Genomic DNA, 19,606 nt, shown 5'->3' on the forward strand with positions numbered 1-19,606 from the left:
TCACGTCCAGTGGACCCTCCCGTTCTGGTCAACGCCAGGCGAGGGTCTCTAGTTCCCTTGTGCGTACGGCGGCATGTGTGGGCCGTCCGGGTGAGTGGCCGCGGTACGCGCTCAGAAGAGCCCGGTGTCGGTGAAGCGCAGGACCAGCTGGGGCGCTCCGGACAGGGCGATGCCGAGGACGCCGGTGAGGGCGATCGCGGCGGTGAGGGGGGCCGGGACGCGGTGCTCGGCGACTTCACCCTCGGGGGCGCGGAACAGCAGGGCCGTCCAATGGAGGTAGTAGAACAGCGCGATCACGACGTTGACGGCCATGACCACGGCGAGCCAGCCGAGGCCCGCGTCGACGGCCGCGGAGAACACGGTGACCTTCGCGAAGAGGCCGATGATGCCCGGCGGCAGTCCGGCCAGGCAGAGCAGGAAGAAGGCCAGGAGTAGGGCGGCCAGGGGGTTCGACGCGTACAGGCCGCGGTAGTCGGAGATCCGGTTGAGCCCCTTCGTACGGCCGACCAGTGCGGCGACCGCGAAGGCGCCCAGGTTCACGGCGGCGTACATGAGTGCGTAGGCGACCGTGGAGCCGATGGACCGCTCGGCGTCGTCGGAGTACGCGGCGGCGGCGATCGGGACGAGGAGGTAGCCGGCCTGGCCGACGGACGACCAGGCGAGCAGTCGTACGGCGCTGTACGCGCGCGTGGCCTGCTGGCGCAGGGCGCCGACGTTGCCGACAGTCATGGTGAGGGCGGCGAGGGCGGCGAGGGCCGGGCCCCAGACGTCGGCGTACGACGGGAGGGCCACGACGGTGATGAGGATGAGGCCGGAGAAGCCGACCGCCTTGCCGACGACCGACAGGTAGGCGGCGATCGGGAGGGGCGCTCCTACGTAGGTGTCCGGCACCCAGAAGTGGAAGGGGACGGCGGCCGTCTTGAAGGCGAAGCCGATGAGGGTGAGGACGACGCCGGTCTGGGTGAGGGTGTGGAGCTGCCCGTCGACGTGCTGGATGCGGTCGGCGATCTGGGTGAGATAGAGGGTGCCGGTGGAGGCGTACACGAAGCTGATGCCCATCAGGCTGACCGCGGTCGCGGTGACCGATGACAGGAAGAACTTCAGGGCCGCTTCGGAGGACTTCTTGTCACCGTGCCTGAGGCCGACGAGGGCGAAGGCGGGCAGGGAGGCGACTTCCAGGGCGACGATCAGGGTCGCGAAGTCGCGGGAGGCAGGCAGGAGGGCGGCGCCGGCCGCTGAGGACAGCAGGAGGAACCAGTACTCCCCTTCGGGGAGTCCCTTGTCGGCGTCCTTGAGGGCGGTGACCGACAGGAGGGCCGCGAGGAGGGCGCCGCCGAGGACCAGGAGCTGGAGGACGAGGGTGAAGCGGTCGGCCGTGTAGCTGCACACGTCGGGGGCGCCGGTCAGGCAGAAGGTGCTGCGGTCGCCGTCGAGGAGGGGCAGCAGCATGAGTGTCGAGGCGGCGAGGCCCGCGACTGATCCCCAGCCGAGCAGCGCCTTCTTCTTGTCGCCGACGAACAGGTCGGCGACCAGGACGACGAGTCCGACGACCGCCGTGATGGTGGGTGGCGCGATGGCGAGCCAGTCGACCGACTGGACGAGGTTCGCGGCCAGCGGCTGGGCCAGGGAGCTCATCGGGTGCCTCCTGCGAGGAGCTGCTGCACGGCCGGGTCGGTCAGGCCGAGGAGGGCCTTCGGCCAGAGGCCGGCGACGACGGTGAGGACGACGAGCGGGGTCCAGGCGACGAGCTCGTAGGTGCTGACATCGGCGAGCTTCGGGGCTTCCTGCCGTACCGCTCCCATGCAGACGCGGCGGACCACGATCAGCATGTACGCAGCCGTCAGCAGCGTGCCGAAGGCCGCGATCGCCATGAAGGTGAGGAAGGCCGGGCGGCTGAGGCCCTCGGCGGGCTCGAACGCGCCGAACAGCGCCAGCATCTCGCCCCAGAATCCGGCGAGGCCGGGCAGGCCCAGCGAGGCGACGGCGGCGAAGGCGAGCAGGCCGCCGAGGCGGGGTGCCTTGCCGTAGAGCGCGGCGCCGGTCTCCTCGGCGAGGGTGTCGAGGTCGGCGGTGCCGGTGCGGTCCTTCAGCGCGCCGACCAGGAAGAAGAGGAGGCCGGTGATGAGGCCGTGGGCGATGTTGGCGAACAGGGCGCCGTTCACACCGGTCGGGGTCATGGTGGAGATCCCGAGCAGCACGAAGCCCATGTGGCCGACGGACGAGTAGGCGATGAGCCGCTTGAGGTCGCCCTTCGCTCCCTGTTTGGCCAGGGCCAGGCAGGCCAGGGATCCGTAGATGACCCCGACGACGGCGAAGGCGGCGAGGTAGGGCGCGAAGGTGCGGAAGCCGTCCGGTGTGATCGGCAGGAGAATCCGGACGAATCCGTACGTACCCATTTTCAGCAGTACGCCGGCCAGCAGGACCGAGCCGACGGTCGGGGCGGCGGTGTGGGCGTCGGGCAGCCAGCTGTGCAGCGGCCACATCGGCGTCTTGACCGCGAGCCCGATCCCGATCGCCAAAACCGCGATGACCTGCACGGATGAGGTCAGCGACCGGCCGTTGTCAGTGGCGAGTGCCACCATGTCGAATGTGCCCGCGTTGATTCCGATCAGGAGCAGGCCGAGCAGCATGACCACGGAACCGAGCAGGGTGAAGAGGATGAACTTCCAGGCCGCTTGGGTCCGTTGCTCACCGCCCCAGCGGGCGATGAGGAAGTACATCGGGATGAGGACCATCTCGAAGGCGAGGAAGAAGAGGAGCAGGTCGAGGACGGCGAAGGTCGCGAGGGTGCCGGACTCCAGGACGAGCAGCAGTGCGACGAATGCCTTCGGGGTCGGGCCCGCCGGCATCTTGAAGTAGGAGTAGAGCGCGCAGAGGAAGGTCAGCAGCGCGGTCAGGACCAGAAGGGGGAGGGAAATGCCGTCGGTGCCGAGGTGGATCCGCACGTCGAGTGCGGGGATCCAGCTGATGTCGGTCGTGGCCTGCATCTTCGACGGGTGGTCGTGGTCGAAGCCGAGTGCGAGGACGATCGCCGCGATGAGCACCGCGCCGGTCACGGTCACGCCGTGCCGGAGCACGGCCTGCTCGGGTGACTTCCCCTTCAGTCCGGGCGGGGCCGGCAACAGGGCGGCGGCGGCGCCGATGAGCGGGCCGACCACGATGAATGCCAGAAGGACCTGCATCACGGACTCGTTGATATCGATCACGCCTGCTCACGCTCCCGTGGCGACGAGGACGGCGGCGACCACCAGGACGACGGTGCCGGCGAGCAGCGCGCTCACATAGGTCTGCAGATTGCCGGTCTGGGCCCGCCGTACGGCGGCTCCCAGCAGGCGGGGAAGGGCACCCGCGCCGCGTACGTAGGTGTCGACGACCTCGCGGTCGAGGAACCGGACGAGGGTGGCTCCGGCCTGGACCGGGCGGACGAAGAGGGCCGCGTACACGGCGTCGAGGTGGAAGCCGACGGCTGCGTGACGGTGCAGTGGGCCGAGCAGGAGACGGCCGGGGTCCGCCGGGTCGGGGGCGTAGGCCACGTCTCCGTAGGCGGGCTTGTGACTGGCGATGGCCTCGGCCTCGACCTGTCCGGCGTCGCCCTCGGGGTGGGCCGCGACCGCACCCAGCGGGACGCGGGACGCGAGCGCGGTGGTGCGCCGCCAGGCCGCGTAGGTGACGAGGCCGCCGACCAGGGCCACGCCGGTGCCGAGAACGGAGGTGGTCGGGGTCGGCGTCAGGTCACGGCCGTCGAACCAGTCGGGCAGCACGCGGAAGGCGAGTGCGCCGACGGCGAGGGACGGCACGGCGAGCACCCACAGCACCACGGTCATGGTGAGCGGCTGCCTGCCGTGGTCGGGAGCCTCGGCGCCCCGGCCGCGGAAGGCCAGCAGCCACAGGCGGGTCGCGTAGGCGGCGGTGAGCAGGGCCGTGAGCAGTCCGGCGACGAGGACGGTCCAGCCGGCGGCGCCGGGGGCGTTTTCGGTGTGGCCGGTGGCGACGTGTTCGGCGGCGCCGAGGACGGACTCCTTGGAGAAGAAGCCGCTGAAGGGCGGGATCGCGGCGAGCGCGAGGAGCGCCACGGTCATCGTCCAGTAGGCGTCGGGGATGCGGTCGCGCAGGTTGCTCATGCGGGACATGGCGGCCAGCGAGTTGGTGCCGGCGGCGTGGATGATCACGCCCGCGGCGAGGAACAGCAGCGCCTTGAAGGCGCCGTGCGTAAGGAGGTGGAAGACGGCGGCTCCGCGGTCGCCGACGGCGAGGGCGCCGGTCATGTAGCCGAGCTGGCCGATGGTCGAGTAGGCGAGGACGCGCTTGATGTCGTCCTGGGCGAGCGCGGCGAGCGCCGAGCCGGCCATCGTGACGGAGGCCATGACGGCGAGGACGACCATCGCGGCCTGGGAGGCCTCGAAGACCGGGAGGAGACGGGCGATGAAGTAGACACCGGCGGCGACCATCGTCGCGGCGTGGATCAGCGCGGAGACGGGGGTCGGGCCCGCCATCGCGTCGGGGAGCCAGGTGTGCAGCGGGAACTGCGCCGACTTGCCCGCCACGCCGGCCAGGAGCAGCAGGGCGATCAGGGTCGGGTGGTCGAGTCCGCCGCTGGCGACGGCGCCGAGGACGCGGGTGATGCGGAAGGACCCGGCGTCGGTGGCCAGCGCGAACAGGCCGATCAGGAAGGGGACGTCGCCGAGCTTGGTGACCAGGAAGGCCTTGAGGGAGGCGGCGCGGGCCTCCGGGGTCTCCCAGTAGTGGCCGACCAGGAAGTACGAGCAGATGCCCATGACCTCCCAGCCGACCAGCAGCACCATCAGGTCGCCGGAGTAGACGACGAGCAGCATCGCGGAGGTGAAGAGGGAGACGAGGGCGGCGTACGAGGGGTAACGCGGGTCGTCGCGGAGGTAGCCCGTGGAGTAGATCTGCACGCAGGTGGCGACGACGCCGACCAGGACGGCGACGAGGGCGGCGAAGCCGTCGATGTGCAGGGCGAGTTCGATCGGGACCGAACCGGTGGGGGTGAGCTCGGTGGCGGAGTCGACGGCCTGGCCTCCACCCTGGCGCACGGCGACGACCACGGCGAACACGACGGCGGCGAGCGTCGGCAGGACGGCGAGCGGGCGGACGAAGCCGGGGGCCGTGCGGCCCAGGAGCAGGCCGGCGGCGGCACCCAGGAAGGGAAGGAGGGGGACGAGGACGGCGAGGGTGGTCGTGGTCACGCGGTGGCCTCAGCCTTCCCGGCCCGGCCGGCCGGGCCGGCCGTGAGGGCGTCGCTTTCGGAGCCGTCGGAGCCGTCGGCCGGGTGGCTCTCGTGGCCCTCGGCGGTGTCGCGGAGCTTGTCGATGTCCGCGGTGCCGCGGTTGCGGTGCACGGCGAGGACGATCGCCAGGCCGATGCCGATCTCGGCGGCGGCGATGGCGATGGTGAACAGGGTCAGGGCCTGACCGGAGTGCAGGGTCTCCTCGGCGGTCCGGCTGAGCCAGACGTCGAAGGCGACGAGGTTGAGGTTGACGGCGTTGAGCATCAGCTCGACCGACATCAGGACCAGGATCGCGTTGCGGCGGGCGAGGACGCCGTACAGGCCGGTGCAGAAGAGGAGGGCGGAGAGGACGGCGGGATAGGCGAGGTGCATCAGCGGGCCCCTTCCGTGTCGCGCCGGATGTCCCGGGCGCCGGGGGCACCCGGGCCGGGCCGCGCCGCGTCCGTCTTGGTCTTGCGGGACAGGACGATCGCGCCGACCAGGGCGGCGAGAAGGAGGACGGAGAGGGCCTCGAAGGGGAGGACCCAGTTCTGGAAGAGGCTGGCGCCGGTGGCCTCGGTGGAGCCGGCTGCCGGGCCGTCCAGGTCGATCCAGGTGGTGCGGAAGGCGTCGACGACGACCCAGACCAGGGCGGCCGCGGCGGCGACGGCCACGGCGAGGGCGGCCCGGCGGTTGCCGGAGTCGGCGTCCGGGGAGCGACCGATGGGGGCCCTGGTGAGCATCAGACCGAACAGGAGGAGGACGACGACGGAACCGACGTAGATGAGGACCTGTACCCAGGCGATGAACTCGGCGGTGAGCAGGAGGTACTCGACGGCGAGACCGCCGAGGGCCACCACCAGCCACAGGGCGGCGTGCACCAGCTGCTTGGTGGTGACGGTGACCAGTGCGGCGCCGAAGGTGACCAGGCCCACGAGGAGGAAGGCGATCTCCACGCCGGTCGGGGAGAGGAAGCCGTGGGTCTCGGCGGCGGCCGTGAGGGAGCCGGCGGCGGCTGCGAGGGTCATGCGTCTCCCTCCTGCCGGGGCTGGTCCGTCTGCTGCTTGGACTCGCCCATCGGCCGGGTGGGCTGCTCGGCCGCGCGGGCCTGCTCGTCCGCGTGCGGCTCGGTCGGTGACTGGGCCTCCTGTTGGGCGGCCAGTTTCTCGGCGGTCTTGCGGGCGGCGGCGATCTCCTTCGGCTCCTCCGCGGCGGGGTCGAGGGCGGGCGGGGCCGGGACGGTCCACATCCACTCGCGGAGCTTGTCGCGCTCGTGGGTGAGGTCGCGGATGTCGGTCTCGGCGTACTCGAACTCGGGGGACCAGAACAGGGCGTCGAAAGGACAGACCTCGATGCAGATACCGCAGTACATGCACAGGGAGAAGTCGATGGCGAAGCGGTCGAGGACGTTGCGGCTGCGCTCGCGGCCGCCGGGGGCCGCCGCCGGGACCGTCTCCTTGTGGGAGTCGATGTAGATGCACCAGTCCGGGCACTCGCGGGCGCACAGCATGCAGACCGTGCAGTTCTCCTCGAAGAGGCCGATGACGCCGCGGGTGCGGGGCGGGAGGTCGGGCTGGACATCCGGGTACTGCTCGGTGACGGTCTTCTTCGTCATCGTGCGGAGGGTGACGGCCAGGCCCTTGGCGAGGCCGGAGCCGGGGATGCGGGGCCGGGTGGGCGGGACAGACGCAGCCATGGTTACTGGATCACCACCTTGACGATGCCGGTGAGGGCGATCTGAGCGAGGGAGAGGGGGACGAGGAGGGTCCAGGAGAGCTTCTGGAGCTGGTCCTCGCGCAGCCGGGGATAGGTGACGCGGAGCCAGATGACGACGAAGGCCAGCACGGCCGCCTTCAGCAGGGTCCAGACCCAGCCGAGGCCGTCGGCCCCCCAGGGGCCGTGCCAGCCACCCAGGAAGAGGACGGTGGTCAGACCGCACAGGACGACGATTCCGGCGTACTCGGCGAGCAGGAACAGGGCGAAGCGGAGGCCGGTGTACTCGGTGTAGGCGCCGAAGATGATCTCGGAGTCGGCGACCGGCATGTCGAAGGGCGGGCGCTGGAGTTCGGCGAGGCCGGCGACGAAGAAGACGATCGCGCCGACGATCTGCCAGGGCAGCCACCACCACTCGAAGGCGTCGAGGATGCCGGGGATCGAGACGGTGCCGGCCGCCATCGCCACCGAGGCGGCGGTGAGCAGCATCGGGAGCTCGTAGGCGAGGAGTTGCGCGGCGGTGCGGAGGCCGCCGAGGAGGGAGAACTTGTTGGCGGAGGCCCAGCCGGCCATGAGCGAGCCGAGGACGCCCACGCCCATGACGGCGAGGACGAAGAAGACGCCCGCGTCGATGACCTCTCCGACGGCGCCCTCGCCGGGGCCGATGGGGATGGCGAGGAGGACCAGAAGGTACGGGAGGAGGGCCACGGCGGGGGCGAGCTGGAAGATACGGCGGTCCGCGCCCGCGGGGACGACGTCTTCCTTCTGCGCGAACTTCACGCCGTCGGCGACGAGTTGGGCCCAGCCGTGGAAGCCGCCGGCGTACATCGGGCCGAGGCGGCCCTGCATGTGGGCCATGACCTTGTGCTCCGTCTGGCCCACGATCAGGGGGAAGGTGAGGAAGACGACAAAGACGATCAGGAGTCGCTGAGCGACGTCGAGAGCGTCGTTCACTGCGGGCCTCCTGCGGGGTCTTCGGGGGTGTGGGGCTTGGGGGCGTTGGGCTTGGGGGTGGGCTGTGTATCCGGCTTGGGGTCGGGATCCGCGGAGGGCTGTGCGTCCGGCTTCGGGGTGGGCGCCGGAGCGGGTGCCTGCTCGGTTTCGGCCTCGGGTCGGGGCCCGGGCCCGGGGTCGGCTACGGGCTCGGGTCGGGGTCCGGGGTCGGCTACGGGCTCCGCTTCGGACGCCTGAGCAGGCTCGGCAGTGGGCTTTGACTCAGCGCCTCGATCGGACTCCACTTCGTCGAAGGCCGGACGGGCGTGGTGCCAGGGGGCGTCCGGGCTGCGGGGCGCTGCGGGGGCCTTCGAGGGTGCGCCCTTGGCTTCGCCGGCCGACGCTGGCGTACCTGGCGTACCTGGCGTGCCTGGCGTACCCGCCGTACCTGGCGTACCTGCCGCCGTACCTGGCGTGCCTGGCGTGCCTGGCGTACCCGCCGTGGCCCGCTGACTCGCCGACCCGTCCGAAGCGGTGCGCGCCCGACGCCGGGTTACCGGCGCCTCGGTGGACGGGCCCCCTTCCGTGGCCTGGGCGTCTTCCGTGGCCTGGGCGTCTTCCGTGGGCTGGACGTCTTCCGTGGGCTTGGCGTCTTCCCTGGCCTGGGCATGCTTGGCCGGGATTTCCGTGGTCGGCTGATCCGTGGGCTCGGGCGTCTCGGTCTGGCTCGCGGAACCCTCCGCCGCCGTACGGGCGCGCCTCGGCTCAGCGGGAGCGGCCGCAGACCCCGACGACTCCACCTGACCCGCCGCCCCCTCCTTCGAAGGCACCGCCGTCTGGCTCGCCGAACCCTCGGAGGCCGTACGGGCGCGGCGTACGGGCCGTTCGCCCGCTGCCCGTGCGGGGCGTTCTCCGGCCGTCCGCGTCGGGCGTTCCCCCGCAGCGGCGCGGCCCGCGCCTCGGGTGGGGCGGGTGGGGGCCGGGGGGAGTTGGCCTTTCAGGGGGCCCCATTCGTTGGGGTCGGGGACGCCTGGGGGAAGCATCTGGCGGCGTTTGGGGCCGCCGTGTTCGGACTCGCCGGGTTCCTTGGCGCCCGGCCAGGCCTTGGCTACACGGGCTGCGAGGACGAAGTCCTTGCGCAGGGGGTGGCCTTCGAAGCCCTCCGGGAGCAGGAGGTGGTCCAGGGAGGGATGGCCCTCGAAGGCGATGCCGAACATCTCGTGGGTTTCGCGCTCGTGCCAGGCCGCGCCCGCGTAGACGTCGACGGCGGTCGGCAGGGCGGGGGTCTCGTGCGGGACGGTCGTACGGACGAGGAGGCGGCGTACCGGGGAGAGGGCGACGACGTGGGCCGAGACGCGGAAGCCCGTGCCCGGTTCGTCGACCGCGCTGAGCCAGTCGAAGTAGGTGCAGCCGAGGCGGTCGCGGGCGGCTTCCAGCGCGGGGATCCAGGAGGCCGGCGGCACGTCCACCGTCAGGACCTCGTACGACTCCTCCGCGGTGGCCTCCGCGCCGAACAGTTCCTCGGCGGGGGCGGGCAGCCAGCCGACCTCGGTCATCGTTCCTCCCCCGAGGCCGAGGCCGAGGCCGTGCCCGAGCCCGGTGCCGGTGTCGGGTCCGGCGGTCGGACCAGCCCGCTCTGCAGTGCCGCGGCCGACGGACGGGCCGTGCCGTACCGCTCCGCGAGGGACTCCCGGGCGATCTTCTCCTGGAGCTTGAGGATGCCCTGGAGCAGCGCTTCGGGCCGGGGCGGGCAGCCGGGGACGTAGACGTCGACCGGGATGATCTGGTCGACGCCCTTGGTGACGGAGTACGAGTCCCAGTACGGCCCGCCGCAGTTGGAGCACGCGCCGAAGGAGATGACGTACTTCGGCTCGGGCATCTGCTCGTAGAGGCGTTTCACGGCCGGGGCCATCTTGTCCGTGACCGTGCCGGAGACGACCATCAGGTCGGCCTGGCGGGGGCCGGGCGCGAAGGGGATCACGCCGAGGCGGATGAAGTCGTGGCGGGCCATCGACGCGGCGATGAACTCGATCGCACAGCAGGCGAGGCCGAAGTTGAAGACCCAGAGCGAGTAGCGGCGGCCCCAGTTGAGGATCACCTTCATCGGCTCGGGGGCGAGGCGCGCGAGGGCGCCGAGGCGCTGCGGCTCGGGAAGCAGCACAGGCTCGGGAAGCAGCACAGGCTCGGAAGGAGTCGGGGTCACGTCCATGTCAGGACCCCCTTCTTGTACGCGTACAACAGGCCCACGGCCAGGAAGCCGAGGAAGATGAACATCTCCACGAGGGTGGTCGCGCCGTAGCCGGGAGCGGCGAAGACCGTGGCCCAGGGGAACAGGAAGATCGAGTCGACGGCGAAGATGACGTACAGGAACGCGTAGACGTAGTAGCGGACCTGGGTGTGGGCCCAGCCCTCGCCGACGGGGTCGACGCCGCACTCGTACGTCAGGAGCTTCTCGGGAGTGGGGACCACGGGTCGCAGCAGGCGCCCGGCTCCGAACGCGACGGCCACGAACAGCGCGCCGACGGCGGCGAGCAGTCCGACGACCGAGTACGACTGGAAATACCCCGCCGCGACGACGACGGTCGGTTCCGGCACGTCAGCCCCTCGCTCCCTGACCTTGGACCCTGGACTCTGAACTGCGGACCACGGACTTCTGCATACGGAATCCGGCTACGGCTCTGTTAGACGATCTGTACGCACGGGAGTCTAGGCCCTGCTAAAGAGAGCGTAAGCAGCCCGTCACGCCTTGGCAGAATCCACAGGTCGCCGGGATGGGGTTAGTGGGGTTATCCCCAGGCGATCGCGGCGGCCCTCCTCATGGCGCGGCGGCCCGCCGCGCGGCACGCTAACCCGTATGACCGAACGTCTCCCGTCCTCGAGACCCAGCAAAGTGGCGGACAGCGACCGCCCGCCGCCTGCCCGTTTCGCCTTCGACCGGCACACCTGGAAGGAGATCGCGCACCTCCTGGCGAACCTCCCGGTGGCACTGCTCGGATTCACCTATGTCATGACGGTGCTGCTCACCGGCTTCTGGCTGACCGTCACGGTGATCGGCTTCCCGCTGCTCGCGGCCGGCCTGATGGGCGCCCGGCAGCTGGGCAAGCTGGAGCGGGCGCGGGCCAGGGCGCTGCTCGGCGTGCGGATCGACGAGCCGAGCCCGCTTCCCCTGCGCAGCCGCAGGAACGGTTTCCTCGCACAGTTGTGGATGGGGATCAAGGACCCGGTCGGCTGGCGCACGGTGCTGTACGACTTCGTCCGGCTGCCCTGGGGGGTCCTCACCTTCACGATCACGCTGACCTCGTTGTTCGTGCTGTGGCCGGTGCTGCCGTTCATCGCGCGGGGTCTGACCAACGTGGACCGGGCGATGGTGCGCGGCCTGCTGTCGCCGTCCGACGAACTGGAGCGGCGGATCGCCGAGCTGGAGTCGGACCGGGGGGTCGTGGTCGACACGGCCGCCGCCGATCTGCGGCGGATCGAGCGCGATCTGCACGACGGGGCGCAGGCCCGGCTGGTCAACCTGGCCATGGGGCTCGGCCTGGCCAAGGAGAAGCTGCTGGAGGACCCCGACACGGCGGCGGCGATGGTCGCGGAGGCACACGGCGAGGTCAAGCTCGCGTTGCAGGAGCTGCGGGATCTGGCCCGGGGCATCCATCCCGCCGTACTGACGGACCGCGGCCTGGACGCCGCCCTGTCCTCCGTCGCCTCGCGCTGCACGGTGCCGGTGAAGGTGACGGCCGACCTGCCCGCCAGACCGGCCGCGGCCATCGAGGGCATCGCCTACTTCACCGTCTCGGAGCTGCTGCAGAACATCAGCAAGCACAGCGGGGCGAGGACCGCGTCCGTCGACGTGTGGCAGGCCGACGACCGGCTGCTCATCCAGGTGTGGGACGACGGCCACGGCGGCGCCCGTCTCGACGGCGGTACCGGCATGCGCGGCCTGGCCGACCGGCTGGGCGCCGTCGACGGCCTGTTCGTCATCGACTCGCCGCCCGGCGGGCCGACCGTGGTCACCGCGGAACTGCCGTGGCGGGACCGGTCGCTCGACGCGCAGGAGCCCCGGGGGGCCGGGGAGCCCAGGACGTCGCGGAGGTAGGGAAAACCCCCCGTCCAAGACGCCGACGGACTCCATGGCCCGCGGACCTGCGGCCGAGCAGGGTGGAGGTACGACACGAGGTACGACACGAGGTACGACCGGACAGTCGCACAGCGAGGGAGAGGGACGACGCCGATGGCCACCGACTCGGACTACGGACAGGGCTTCGGCCACGACAGCGGGCTCGGGTTCGCGGAGAGTACGCGGGAGCATCGGCTGCCCGCCGCGCTGCGGGCGCCGTTCGAGGCGCGCAGCTGGCGCGAACTCGGCTATGTGCTGCTGGGCCTGCCGATCAGCGTGCTGCTGTTCACGTACGCCGTCACGACGGTCTCCGTCGGAGCGGGCCTGCTCGTGACGTTCCTCGGAATCCCGGTGCTGGCGGCGGGCCTGGCCGGGTGCCGGGGCTTCGGCGCACTGGAGCGGGCCCGGGCGCGCGGGCTGCTGGGTCTCGACGTGGGCGACCCGGAGCCGCTGCGGATGCGGAAGCAGGGCGTGATGGCCTGGATGGGGGCCGTCCTCAAGAGCGGCACGTCCTGGCGCACCCTGCTGTACGCGCTCCTGTACCTGCCGTGGTCCGTGTTCTCGTTCGTCGTCTCGGTCAACTTCTGGGCGATCGGGTGGTCGCTGATGACGTATCCGCTGTGGTTCTGGCTCTTCCCTGTGTACGGCGGGCAGGACGGACTTCAGCTGTACGGCGACGAAAGCCACCACATCTACCTCGACAACCCCTTCGAGATCGCCGTCACGGCACTGGTGGGGCTGTTGTTCACCCTGGCCACGCCGTGGATCGTGCGGGCGCTGACGATGGTGGACCGGGTGCTGGTGCACGGGCTGCTCGGGCCGACCCGGCTGTCGGCGCGGGTGGTGGAACTGGAGTCGGACCGGGGGGTCGTCGTCGACACCGCCGCGGCGGACCTGCGGCGCATCGAGCGGGACCTGCACGACGGCGCGCAGGCGCGGCTGGTGGCCCTGGCCATGGATCTGGGGCTGGCGAAGGAGAAGCTCACCGAGGATCCGCAGGCGGCGGCGCGGATGGTGGACGACGCGCACGGTGAGGTGAAGACGGCGCTGCAGGAGCTGCGGGACCTGGCGCGCGGGATCCACCCGGCGGTCCTGACGGACCGGGGGCTGGACGCGGCGCTGTCGGCGGTGGCGTCGCGGTGCACCGTGCCGGTGCAGGTGGAGGTGGAACTGCCGGCGCGGCCGGCGGCGGCGATCGAGGGAATCGCGTACTTCACGGTGTCGGAGCTGCTGCAGAACATCAGCAAGCACGCGCGGGCGACGTGGGCGGCGGTGGATGTGTGGCGGGTGGAGAACCGGCTGATGCTCCAGGTCGTGGACAACGGGGTGGGCGGGGCAGACACCTCCAGTGGATCCGGGCTGGCCGGGCTCGCGGAGCGGTTGGACGCGGTGGACGGGATCCTGGTGGTGGACTCGCCGGTGGGCGGGCCTACCCGGGTGACCGCGGAGTTGCCTTGGCGGGCGGAGCCGGCGATGCGGTGAGCGTGGCGGCTCGGTGGGGTGACGGCGGGGTGTGTTTCGCCCCCGCCGCCCTTACCCGTTCCCATCCCCCAGGGGCTCCGCCCCTTCGACCCCCCAGGGGCTCCGCCCCTTCGACCCCCCAGGGGCTCCGCCCCTTCGACCCCCCAGGGGCTCCGCCCCCTGGACCCCGGACCACCGGACCGCCTGGCTGCCCCGGGCCCCCCGAACCCCGGGCCGCCACACCTCCGGACCGCCGGACCTGGACCGCCAGACCCGGGCCCCCGGCCCCCGGCCCCCGGGCGCCGCATCGCCGGGCACCCGGACCACTGGACCCGGACCCCGGACCCCGAACGACCGGACCCGAACCCCGGACCGCCACACCGCCGGGCGCCGCACCGCCGGGCACCCGGACCACTGGACCCGGACCTCGGGCCCCGACCGACCGGACCCGGACCCGAACCTCGGGCCGCCACACCCGTCGGGCGCCGCACCGCGGAACCCCGGACCGCCACACCGCCGACCCGAAACCGACCCGGCCACCACACCGCCGGGCGCCGGTCCCCCGGAACCGGACCTTGGATTTCGGCCCTCGGATTTCGGACCTCGGACCTCGGACCTCGGACGACCGTCCCCGGTCCCGACCACCGGGCCCGACCACCGGGCCGCCGGACCCGGTCCGCCGAACGGCCGAACCGCCGGGCCCACCGGATCCAGACACCGGGCCACCGGACCCCGGGTCGCCGGACAGCCAGGCCACCGGGCCCGGACCCCGTTCGGCTTCAGCGGCCTCGTCCTCAAGCGTCGGACGGGTCGGCTCGCCGGCTGGTCTGCCGGACGGCCGGCCGGAGGGCTGGTCGGCCGGCTGGACGAGCCGAGGGCTGGACGGCCGCCTGGACGAGCCCGAGTTCTGGTCGGTCGGCTGACGGCATGGACATGCTGGGCGCCCGCAGCGCGCGCCGCGGTCGGCCGGACCGGGTTCGGGAAAACCCGTCCGTTGACCGGCCACGCCCCGTGTCGGCGGCCGGAACCCGCCGTACCGTGCGCCTATTCCCGCTGAATCCCCTCGCGCGGGCCCGTCCGGGTCCGAATGCTGGAATGCTGGACTTCGTCGTCCGGGCGGGCGTGGAGTCGGGGCTGTGGGGGGCCGAGATCGTGATCGTGGAGGACAGAGTGCGCGTGGTCATCGCCGAGGATTCGGTGCTGCTCAGGGAGGGACTGACGCGGCTGCTGACCGACCGTGGGCATGACGTCGTCGCCGGGGTCGGTGACGGGGAGGCGCTGATCAAGACCATCACCGAGCTGGACGCCGAGGGTGCGCTGCCGGACGTCGTGGTCGCGGACGTACGGATGCCGCCGACGCACACCGACGAGGGGGTGCGGGCCGCCGTACAGCTGCGCAAGGCGCATCCCGGCCTCGGCGTCCTCGTGTTGTCGCAGTACGTGGAGGAGCGCTACGCCACGGAACTGCTGGCGGGTTCCAGCCACGGGGTCGGCTATCTGCTGAAGGACCGGGTAGCCGAAGTGCGTGAGTTCGTGGACGCGGTGGTGCGGGTGGCCCAGGGTGGTACGGCCCTGGATCCCGAGGTCGTCGCGCAGCTGCTCGGGCGCAGCCGCAAGCAGGACGTGCTCGCGGGACTCACCCCGAGGGAGCGTGAGGTCCTGGGGCTGATGGCCGAGGGCCGGACCAACTCCGCGATCGCCCGGCAGCTGGTCGTGAGCGACGGAGCCGTCGAGAAGCACGTCAGCAACATCTTCCTGAAGCTCGGGCTGTCTCCCAGCGACGGCGACCATCGGCGCGTCCTCGCGGTCCTCACCTACCTGAACTCATGACCGTCCGACCCCGACTCCAGGTCCGAGTCCATGTCCGACTCCAGGTCCTCCCCCATGTCTCCGTCCGAGCCTGACAAAGTCGGTGCTCGGAACCGTCTTCAGGGCGTGTCCATCATGCGAATCACCCAGGGAAGGCGACCCTTACGGTCGTAGGGTTGATCCTGGGAGGGCCTGCGGGAAGGTCCGTCCCAGACAGCCGCCTCGAGGGAGGTCCAGTTCAGTGACGCAGGTCAGTAGTCCAGCGGAGCAGGCCGACGGAACCGTCGTGGGAGAGCAGCGCAAAGCGGCAGGGGTGAAGGATGTCCGCCGCCTGGACCGGGTGATCATTCGTTTCGCGGGTGACTCGGGTGACGGTATGCAGCTCACCGGTGACCGTTTCACCTCGGAGACGGCGGCTTTCGGCAACGACCTGTCGACCTTGCCGAACTTCCCGGCCGAGATCCGGGCCCCCGCCGGCACCCTGCCCGGCGTCTCGTCCTTCCAGCTCCACTTCGCCGACCACGACATCCTCACGCCGGGCGACGCGCCGAACGTGCTGGTGGCGATGAACCCGGCGGCGCTGAAGGCGAACATCGCCGATGTGCCGCGCGGCGCGGAGATCATCGTCAACACGGACGAGTTCACCAAGCGGGCGATGCAGAAGGTCGGGTACGCCGCCTCGCCCCTTGAGGACGGCTCGCTCGACGGCTACCACCTCCATCCGGTGCCCCTGACCACGCTCACCGTCGAGGCACTCAAGGACTTCGACCTGTCGCGTAAGGAGGCCGAGCGCAGCAAGAACATGTTCGCGCTGGGTCTGTTGTCGTGGATGTACCACCGGCCGACCGAGGGCACCGAGAGATTCCTGAAGTCGAAGTTCGCCAAGAAGCCCGACATCGCGGCCGCGAACATCGCCGCTTTCCGCGCGGGCTGGAACTTCGGCGAGACGACCGAGGACTTCGCCGTCTCCTACGAGATCGCCCCCGCGACCAAGGCCTTCCCCACCGGCACCTACCGCAACATCTCCGGGAACCTGGCCCTGTCCTACGGACTGGTCGCCGCCTCCCGCCAGGCGGACCTGCCCCTCTTCCTCGGCTCCTACCCGATCACCCCGGCCTCCGACATCCTGCACGAGCTGAGCCGGCACAAGAACTTCGGCGTCCGCACCTTCCAGGCCGAGGACGAGATCGCCGGCATCGGCGCCGCCCTGGGTGCGGCCTTCGGCGGCTCCCTCGCCGTGACCACCACCTCCGGACCGGGCGTGGCCCTCAAGAGCGAGACCATCGGCCTGGCCGTCTCCCAGGAACTGCCCCTGCTCATCATCGACATCCAGCGCGGCGGACCCTCCACCGGCCTGCCCACCAAAACCGAGCAGGCGGACCTGCTGCAGGCCATGTACGGCCGCAACGGCGAAGCACCCGTCCCCATCGTCGCCCCCCGCACTCCGGCCGACTGCTTCGACGCCGCCCTGGAAGCAGCCCGCATCGCGCTGGCCTACCGCACCCCCGTCTTTCTCCTCTCCGACGGCTACCTCGCCAACGGCTCCGAACCCTGGCGCATCCCCGACCTCGACGAACTCCCCGACCTGCGCGTGCAGTTCGCCCAAGGCCCCAACCACACCCTGGACGACGGCACCGAAGTCTTCTGGCCCTACAAACGCGACCCGCAGACCTTGGCGCGTCCGTGGGCGATTCCCGGCACGCCGGGCCTGGAGCACCGCATCGGCGGCATCGAGAAGCAGGACGGCACCGGCAACATCTCCTACGACCCCGCCAACCACGAGTTCATGGTCCGCACCCGCCAGGCCAAGATCGACGGGATCGACGTCCCCGACATCGAGGTCGACGACCCGCACGGCGCCCGCACCCTGGTACTCGGCTGGGGCTCCACCTACGGACCGATCACGGCAGCGGTACGGCGGCTGCGCACCGCCGGCGAGTCCATCGCGCAGGCCCACCTGCGCCACCTCAACCCCTTCCCCTCCAACCTCGGCACCGTCCTGCAGGGCTACGACACGGTGGTGATCCCCGAGATGAACCTCGGTCAGCTCGCCACCCTCGTCCGGGCGAGGTACCTCGTCGACGCCCGCTCCTACAACCAGGTCAACGGCATGCCGTTCAAGGCAGAACAGCTCGCCAAGGCTCTGAAGGAGGCCATCGATGGCTGAGACGTCCACGGAAGGCACGGGCACGGTCGAGGCGCTCTCGCTCGTTCCCAAGGCCGAGGCCCGCCAGTCCATGAAGGACTTCAAGTCCGATCAGGAAGTGCGCTGGTGCCCCGGCTGCGGTGACTACGCGATCCTCGCCGCGGTCCAGGGCTTCATGCCGGAGCTGGGCCTGGCCAAGGAGAACATCGTCTTCGTCTCCGGAATCGGCTGCTCCTCCCGCTTCCCGTACTACATGAACACCTACGGCATGCACTCCATCCACGGCCGGGCCCCCGCCATCGCCACGGGCCTGGCGGCCTCCCGGCGCGACCTGAGCGTATGGGTCGTCACCGGCGACGGGGACGCGCTGTCGATCGGCGGCAACCACCTGATCCACGCCCTGCGCCGCAACGTCAACCTCAAGATCCTGCTCTTCAACAACCGGATCTACGGCCTCACCAAGGGCCAGTACTCCCCCACCTCCGAGGTCGGCAAGATCACCAAGTCGACGCCGATGGGCTCCCTGGACGCCCCGTTCAACCCGGTCTCCCTGGCGATCGGCGCCGAAGCCTCCTTCGTCGCCCGCACCATCGACTCGGACCGCAAACACCTCACCGAGGTCCTGCGCCAGGCCGCCGCCCACCCCGGCACCGCCCTCATCGAGATCTACCAGAACTGCAACATCTTCAACGACGGCGCCTTCGAGGCGCTGAAGGACAAGCAGCAGGCCCAGGAGGCGGTGATCCGCCTGGAACACGGGCAGCCCATCCGCTTCGGCACCGACGGCACACGCGGCGTCGTACGCGACCCGGCCAGCGGCGACCTCAAGGTGATCACCGTGACCCCCGACAACGAAGCGGACGTCCTGATCCACGACGCCCACGCCGCGTCCCCCACGACCGCCTTCGCACTGTCCCGGCTGGCCGACCCGGACACCCTCCACCACACCCCCATCGGCGTCCTCCGCTCCGTGGACCGCCCCGTGTACGACACCCAGATGGCCGACCAGCTCGACACGGCCATCGAGCAGAACGGCAAGGGCGACCTGGGGGCGCTGCTGGCGGGCGGGGACACCTGGACGGTCGTGGGCTGACGGGTCACTTTCCCGCCCTCCGGGGCCTGGGTGTCGTAAGACGCCCAGGCCCTTGATTGTCACGCCTCTAGCCGTCGCTGAGCTCGGAAGATGCCGGGACGCAGGTGTCGCCTGTCGCCGTTGCGTCGCGCGGCGAGGCGAACGGACCTGGCCTCGGGGTGTTCGTCGCCGCTTCGACGCGAACCGACCTGTCACCTTTCAGGGATGTCCTTCTTGGCGTGAACGAAGGTCTCACGGCTGACCACGACGATGCGTTCATGGGGGCCCCGGACGACGCCGGGAGGCAAGCGGGATTCAAGCGTGGCCGTGGCTTCGGCACCGATGACAGCGAAGTCACCATCGTCCAGGAGAAACAGGTCGGGACAGGATTCGCCGGTCACGCTGCCCCGCTGGCGCGGTGAACTGCCAAGACGACGGACGATTCTGGAGGAAGCGAGATCATTACGCACCGTCAGATACTGGCTTCCACGACACAGCGTCAGTCATACAAACACGCCGACTATCACCCGATCGACGTAACCCCACGGTGCACAGTTGACTGCCGATCAGTCGATCGGGGCATCGGGTGCCCCGCCCACGACCCACCACTCGTCCGGATCTTCCGCCAGTTCGTCCACGAGGACATCGACCGAGGCACCGACGCGACTCTCCCAGGAATCCTCCGGCAGGCTCAGCCGATGCTCGGCGGTGCGCTCCCAGTAGGCGGTGAAGACCTCGTTGCGGGCCAACATCCTCAGGTGGCCGTGCAGTTCGTCCCAGCTCATGGTGCCGACCCGGTAACCGAGGAGGATCGTCTGGTAGACGCGGTTGACGAAGAGCATCTGCCGGCGCTCATGGTCGGAGATGCCGACGAGGGTACTCAGCGCGACACCGAGTGAGGGATCGTCGATGGAGCGGTCCCACTGATCCGTGATCAGACGGTGGTACTGGATCAGGTTCGACTTGCGCAGTTCGTCGGTCAGGTCGGCGAGCTGTCGGCCGAGTTCGGGCGAGAGCTTCCCTCTGCCTCGAAGGTGGCCCCCGCGCGCGAAGGGAGCCCGCATCCTGCCCAGCCCCGCCACCACGGCGAAGCCGATCCTCCACGCGGCCAAATTCTGTGTGCCCATGTCA

General features: G+C 70.8%; 17 protein-coding genes. 5 read left to right on the top strand and 12 right to left on the bottom strand.

The window, feature by feature from the left end:
• Positions 1 to 111: 111 nt before the first annotated feature.
• The 10 genes from ACWBNA_RS14400 to ACWBNA_RS14445 are packed head-to-tail and all read right to left on the bottom strand — an operon-like array spanning position 112 to position 10,468.
• Positions 112 to 1,635 carry an NADH-quinone oxidoreductase subunit N gene (locus ACWBNA_RS14400; protein WP_482704714.1) on the bottom strand — a complete coding sequence of 508 codons (1,524 nt, stop codon included), beginning with the start codon at positions 1,633 to 1,635 and terminating at the stop codon, positions 112 to 114.
• Complete coding sequence (locus ACWBNA_RS14405) at positions 1,632 to 3,206, bottom strand: complex I subunit 4 family protein (protein WP_482704715.1); 1,575 nt, start codon at positions 3,204 to 3,206, stop codon at positions 1,632 to 1,634. The genes ACWBNA_RS14400 and ACWBNA_RS14405 overlap by 4 nt, the downstream gene beginning before the upstream one ends.
• A gap of 6 nt (positions 3,207 to 3,212) precedes the next feature.
• Positions 3,213 to 5,207 (bottom strand): NADH-quinone oxidoreductase subunit 5 family protein, encoded by a 1,995-nt coding sequence (locus tag ACWBNA_RS14410; RefSeq protein ID WP_482704716.1) that lies wholly within the window; start codon positions 5,205 to 5,207, stop codon positions 3,213 to 3,215.
• Complete coding sequence (nuoK, locus tag ACWBNA_RS14415; protein ID WP_482704718.1) at positions 5,204 to 5,620, bottom strand: NADH-quinone oxidoreductase subunit NuoK; 417 nt, start codon at positions 5,618 to 5,620, stop codon at positions 5,204 to 5,206. Before nuoK ends, ACWBNA_RS14410 begins: the two co-directional genes overlap by 4 nt.
• On the bottom strand, positions 5,620 to 6,255 hold the full coding sequence (locus tag ACWBNA_RS14420) for an NADH-quinone oxidoreductase subunit J family protein (protein WP_482704719.1): 636 nt from the start codon (positions 6,253 to 6,255) through the stop codon (positions 5,620 to 5,622). The genes nuoK and ACWBNA_RS14420 overlap by 1 nt, the downstream gene beginning before the upstream one ends.
• Entirely contained in the window at positions 6,252 to 6,923 is a 672-nt protein-coding gene (locus ACWBNA_RS14425) for a NuoI/complex I 23 kDa subunit family protein (protein ID WP_482704720.1), read from the bottom strand. The genes ACWBNA_RS14420 and ACWBNA_RS14425 overlap by 4 nt, the downstream gene beginning before the upstream one ends.
• Before the next feature lie 2 nt (positions 6,924 to 6,925).
• Positions 6,926 to 7,894: a complex I subunit 1/NuoH family protein gene (locus ACWBNA_RS14430; RefSeq protein WP_482704721.1), complete on the bottom strand. Its 969-nt coding sequence runs from the start codon at positions 7,892 to 7,894 to the stop codon at positions 6,926 to 6,928.
• Positions 7,891 to 9,429 carry an NADH-quinone oxidoreductase subunit C gene (locus tag ACWBNA_RS14435; RefSeq protein ID WP_482704722.1) on the bottom strand — a complete coding sequence of 513 codons (1,539 nt, stop codon included), beginning with the start codon at positions 9,427 to 9,429 and terminating at the stop codon, positions 7,891 to 7,893. The genes ACWBNA_RS14430 and ACWBNA_RS14435 overlap by 4 nt, the downstream gene beginning before the upstream one ends.
• Positions 9,426 to 10,082 (bottom strand): NADH-quinone oxidoreductase subunit B, encoded by a 657-nt coding sequence (locus ACWBNA_RS14440; protein WP_482704723.1) that lies wholly within the window; start codon positions 10,080 to 10,082, stop codon positions 9,426 to 9,428. Before ACWBNA_RS14440 ends, ACWBNA_RS14435 begins: the two co-directional genes overlap by 4 nt.
• Positions 10,073 to 10,468 carry an NADH-quinone oxidoreductase subunit A gene (locus ACWBNA_RS14445; protein ID WP_482704724.1) on the bottom strand — a complete coding sequence of 132 codons (396 nt, stop codon included), beginning with the start codon at positions 10,466 to 10,468 and terminating at the stop codon, positions 10,073 to 10,075. Before ACWBNA_RS14445 ends, ACWBNA_RS14440 begins: the two co-directional genes overlap by 10 nt.
• 259 nt (positions 10,469 to 10,727) lie before the next feature.
• On the opposite strand from ACWBNA_RS14445, the gene ACWBNA_RS14450 reads away from it, so the two are divergent.
• The 5 genes from ACWBNA_RS14450 (at position 10,728) to ACWBNA_RS14470 (ending at position 18,496) form a co-directional block, all read left to right on the top strand.
• Complete coding sequence (locus ACWBNA_RS14450; protein WP_482704725.1) at positions 10,728 to 11,966, top strand: sensor histidine kinase; 1,239 nt, start codon at positions 10,728 to 10,730, stop codon at positions 11,964 to 11,966.
• Between the two features lie 135 nt (positions 11,967 to 12,101).
• Positions 12,102 to 13,469, top strand: coding sequence for a sensor histidine kinase (locus tag ACWBNA_RS14455; protein ID WP_482704726.1), 1,368 nt, complete (start codon positions 12,102 to 12,104; stop codon positions 13,467 to 13,469).
• Positions 13,470 to 14,618: 1,149 nt separating this feature from the next.
• Positions 14,619 to 15,278, top strand: a complete 660-nt coding sequence (locus ACWBNA_RS14460; protein WP_383867788.1) for a LuxR C-terminal-related transcriptional regulator — start codon at positions 14,619 to 14,621, stop codon at positions 15,276 to 15,278.
• 220 nt (positions 15,279 to 15,498) lie between these two features.
• A complete protein-coding gene (locus ACWBNA_RS14465; RefSeq protein WP_482704727.1) occupies positions 15,499 to 17,424 on the top strand; it encodes a 2-oxoacid:acceptor oxidoreductase subunit alpha in 1,926 nt (641 codons plus the stop codon).
• Positions 17,417 to 18,496 (top strand): 2-oxoacid:ferredoxin oxidoreductase subunit beta, encoded by a 1,080-nt coding sequence (locus ACWBNA_RS14470; RefSeq protein ID WP_482704728.1) that lies wholly within the window; start codon positions 17,417 to 17,419, stop codon positions 18,494 to 18,496. The genes ACWBNA_RS14465 and ACWBNA_RS14470 overlap by 8 nt, the downstream gene beginning before the upstream one ends.
• A gap of 191 nt (positions 18,497 to 18,687) precedes the next feature.
• On the opposite strand, the gene ACWBNA_RS14475 is transcribed toward ACWBNA_RS14470, so the two are convergent.
• Together ACWBNA_RS14475 and ACWBNA_RS14480 are read right to left on the bottom strand one after the other, a co-directional pair.
• Positions 18,688 to 18,945: a hypothetical protein gene (locus ACWBNA_RS14475; protein WP_482704729.1), complete on the bottom strand. Its 258-nt coding sequence runs from the start codon at positions 18,943 to 18,945 to the stop codon at positions 18,688 to 18,690.
• Between the two features lie 96 nt (positions 18,946 to 19,041).
• On the bottom strand, positions 19,042 to 19,602 hold the full coding sequence (locus ACWBNA_RS14480; RefSeq protein WP_482704730.1) for a DUF6082 family protein: 561 nt from the start codon (positions 19,600 to 19,602) through the stop codon (positions 19,042 to 19,044).
• Positions 19,603 to 19,606 lie beyond the last annotated feature (4 nt).

It is taken from the genome of Streptomyces sp. Q2, from assembly GCF_056820935.1.

Excerpts from the sequence above, each read along its gene's own strand:
- ACWBNA_RS14480 (WP_482704730.1), bottom strand. The coding sequence starts at position 19,602 with ATGGGCACACAGAATTTGGCCGCGTGGAGGATCGGCTTCGCCGTGGTG.
- ACWBNA_RS14425 (WP_482704720.1), bottom strand. The coding sequence starts at position 6,923 with ATGGCTGCGTCTGTCCCGCCCACCCGGCCCCGCATCCCCGGCTCCGGC.
- ACWBNA_RS14470 (WP_482704728.1), top strand. The coding sequence starts at position 17,417 with ATGGCTGAGACGTCCACGGAAGGCACGGGCACGGTCGAGGCGCTCTCG.
- nuoK (WP_482704718.1), bottom strand. The coding sequence starts at position 5,620 with ATGCACCTCGCCTATCCCGCCGTCCTCTCCGCCCTCCTCTTCTGCACC.
- ACWBNA_RS14420 (WP_482704719.1), bottom strand. The coding sequence starts at position 6,255 with ATGACCCTCGCAGCCGCCGCCGGCTCCCTCACGGCCGCCGCCGAGACC.
- ACWBNA_RS14435 (WP_482704722.1), bottom strand. The coding sequence starts at position 9,429 with ATGACCGAGGTCGGCTGGCTGCCCGCCCCCGCCGAGGAACTGTTCGGC.
- ACWBNA_RS14440 (WP_482704723.1), bottom strand. The coding sequence starts at position 10,082 with ATGGACGTGACCCCGACTCCTTCCGAGCCTGTGCTGCTTCCCGAGCCT.
- ACWBNA_RS14455 (WP_482704726.1), top strand. The coding sequence starts at position 12,102 with ATGGCCACCGACTCGGACTACGGACAGGGCTTCGGCCACGACAGCGGG.
- ACWBNA_RS14400 (WP_482704714.1), bottom strand. The coding sequence starts at position 1,635 with ATGAGCTCCCTGGCCCAGCCGCTGGCCGCGAACCTCGTCCAGTCGGTC.
- ACWBNA_RS14450 (WP_482704725.1), top strand. The coding sequence starts at position 10,728 with ATGACCGAACGTCTCCCGTCCTCGAGACCCAGCAAAGTGGCGGACAGC.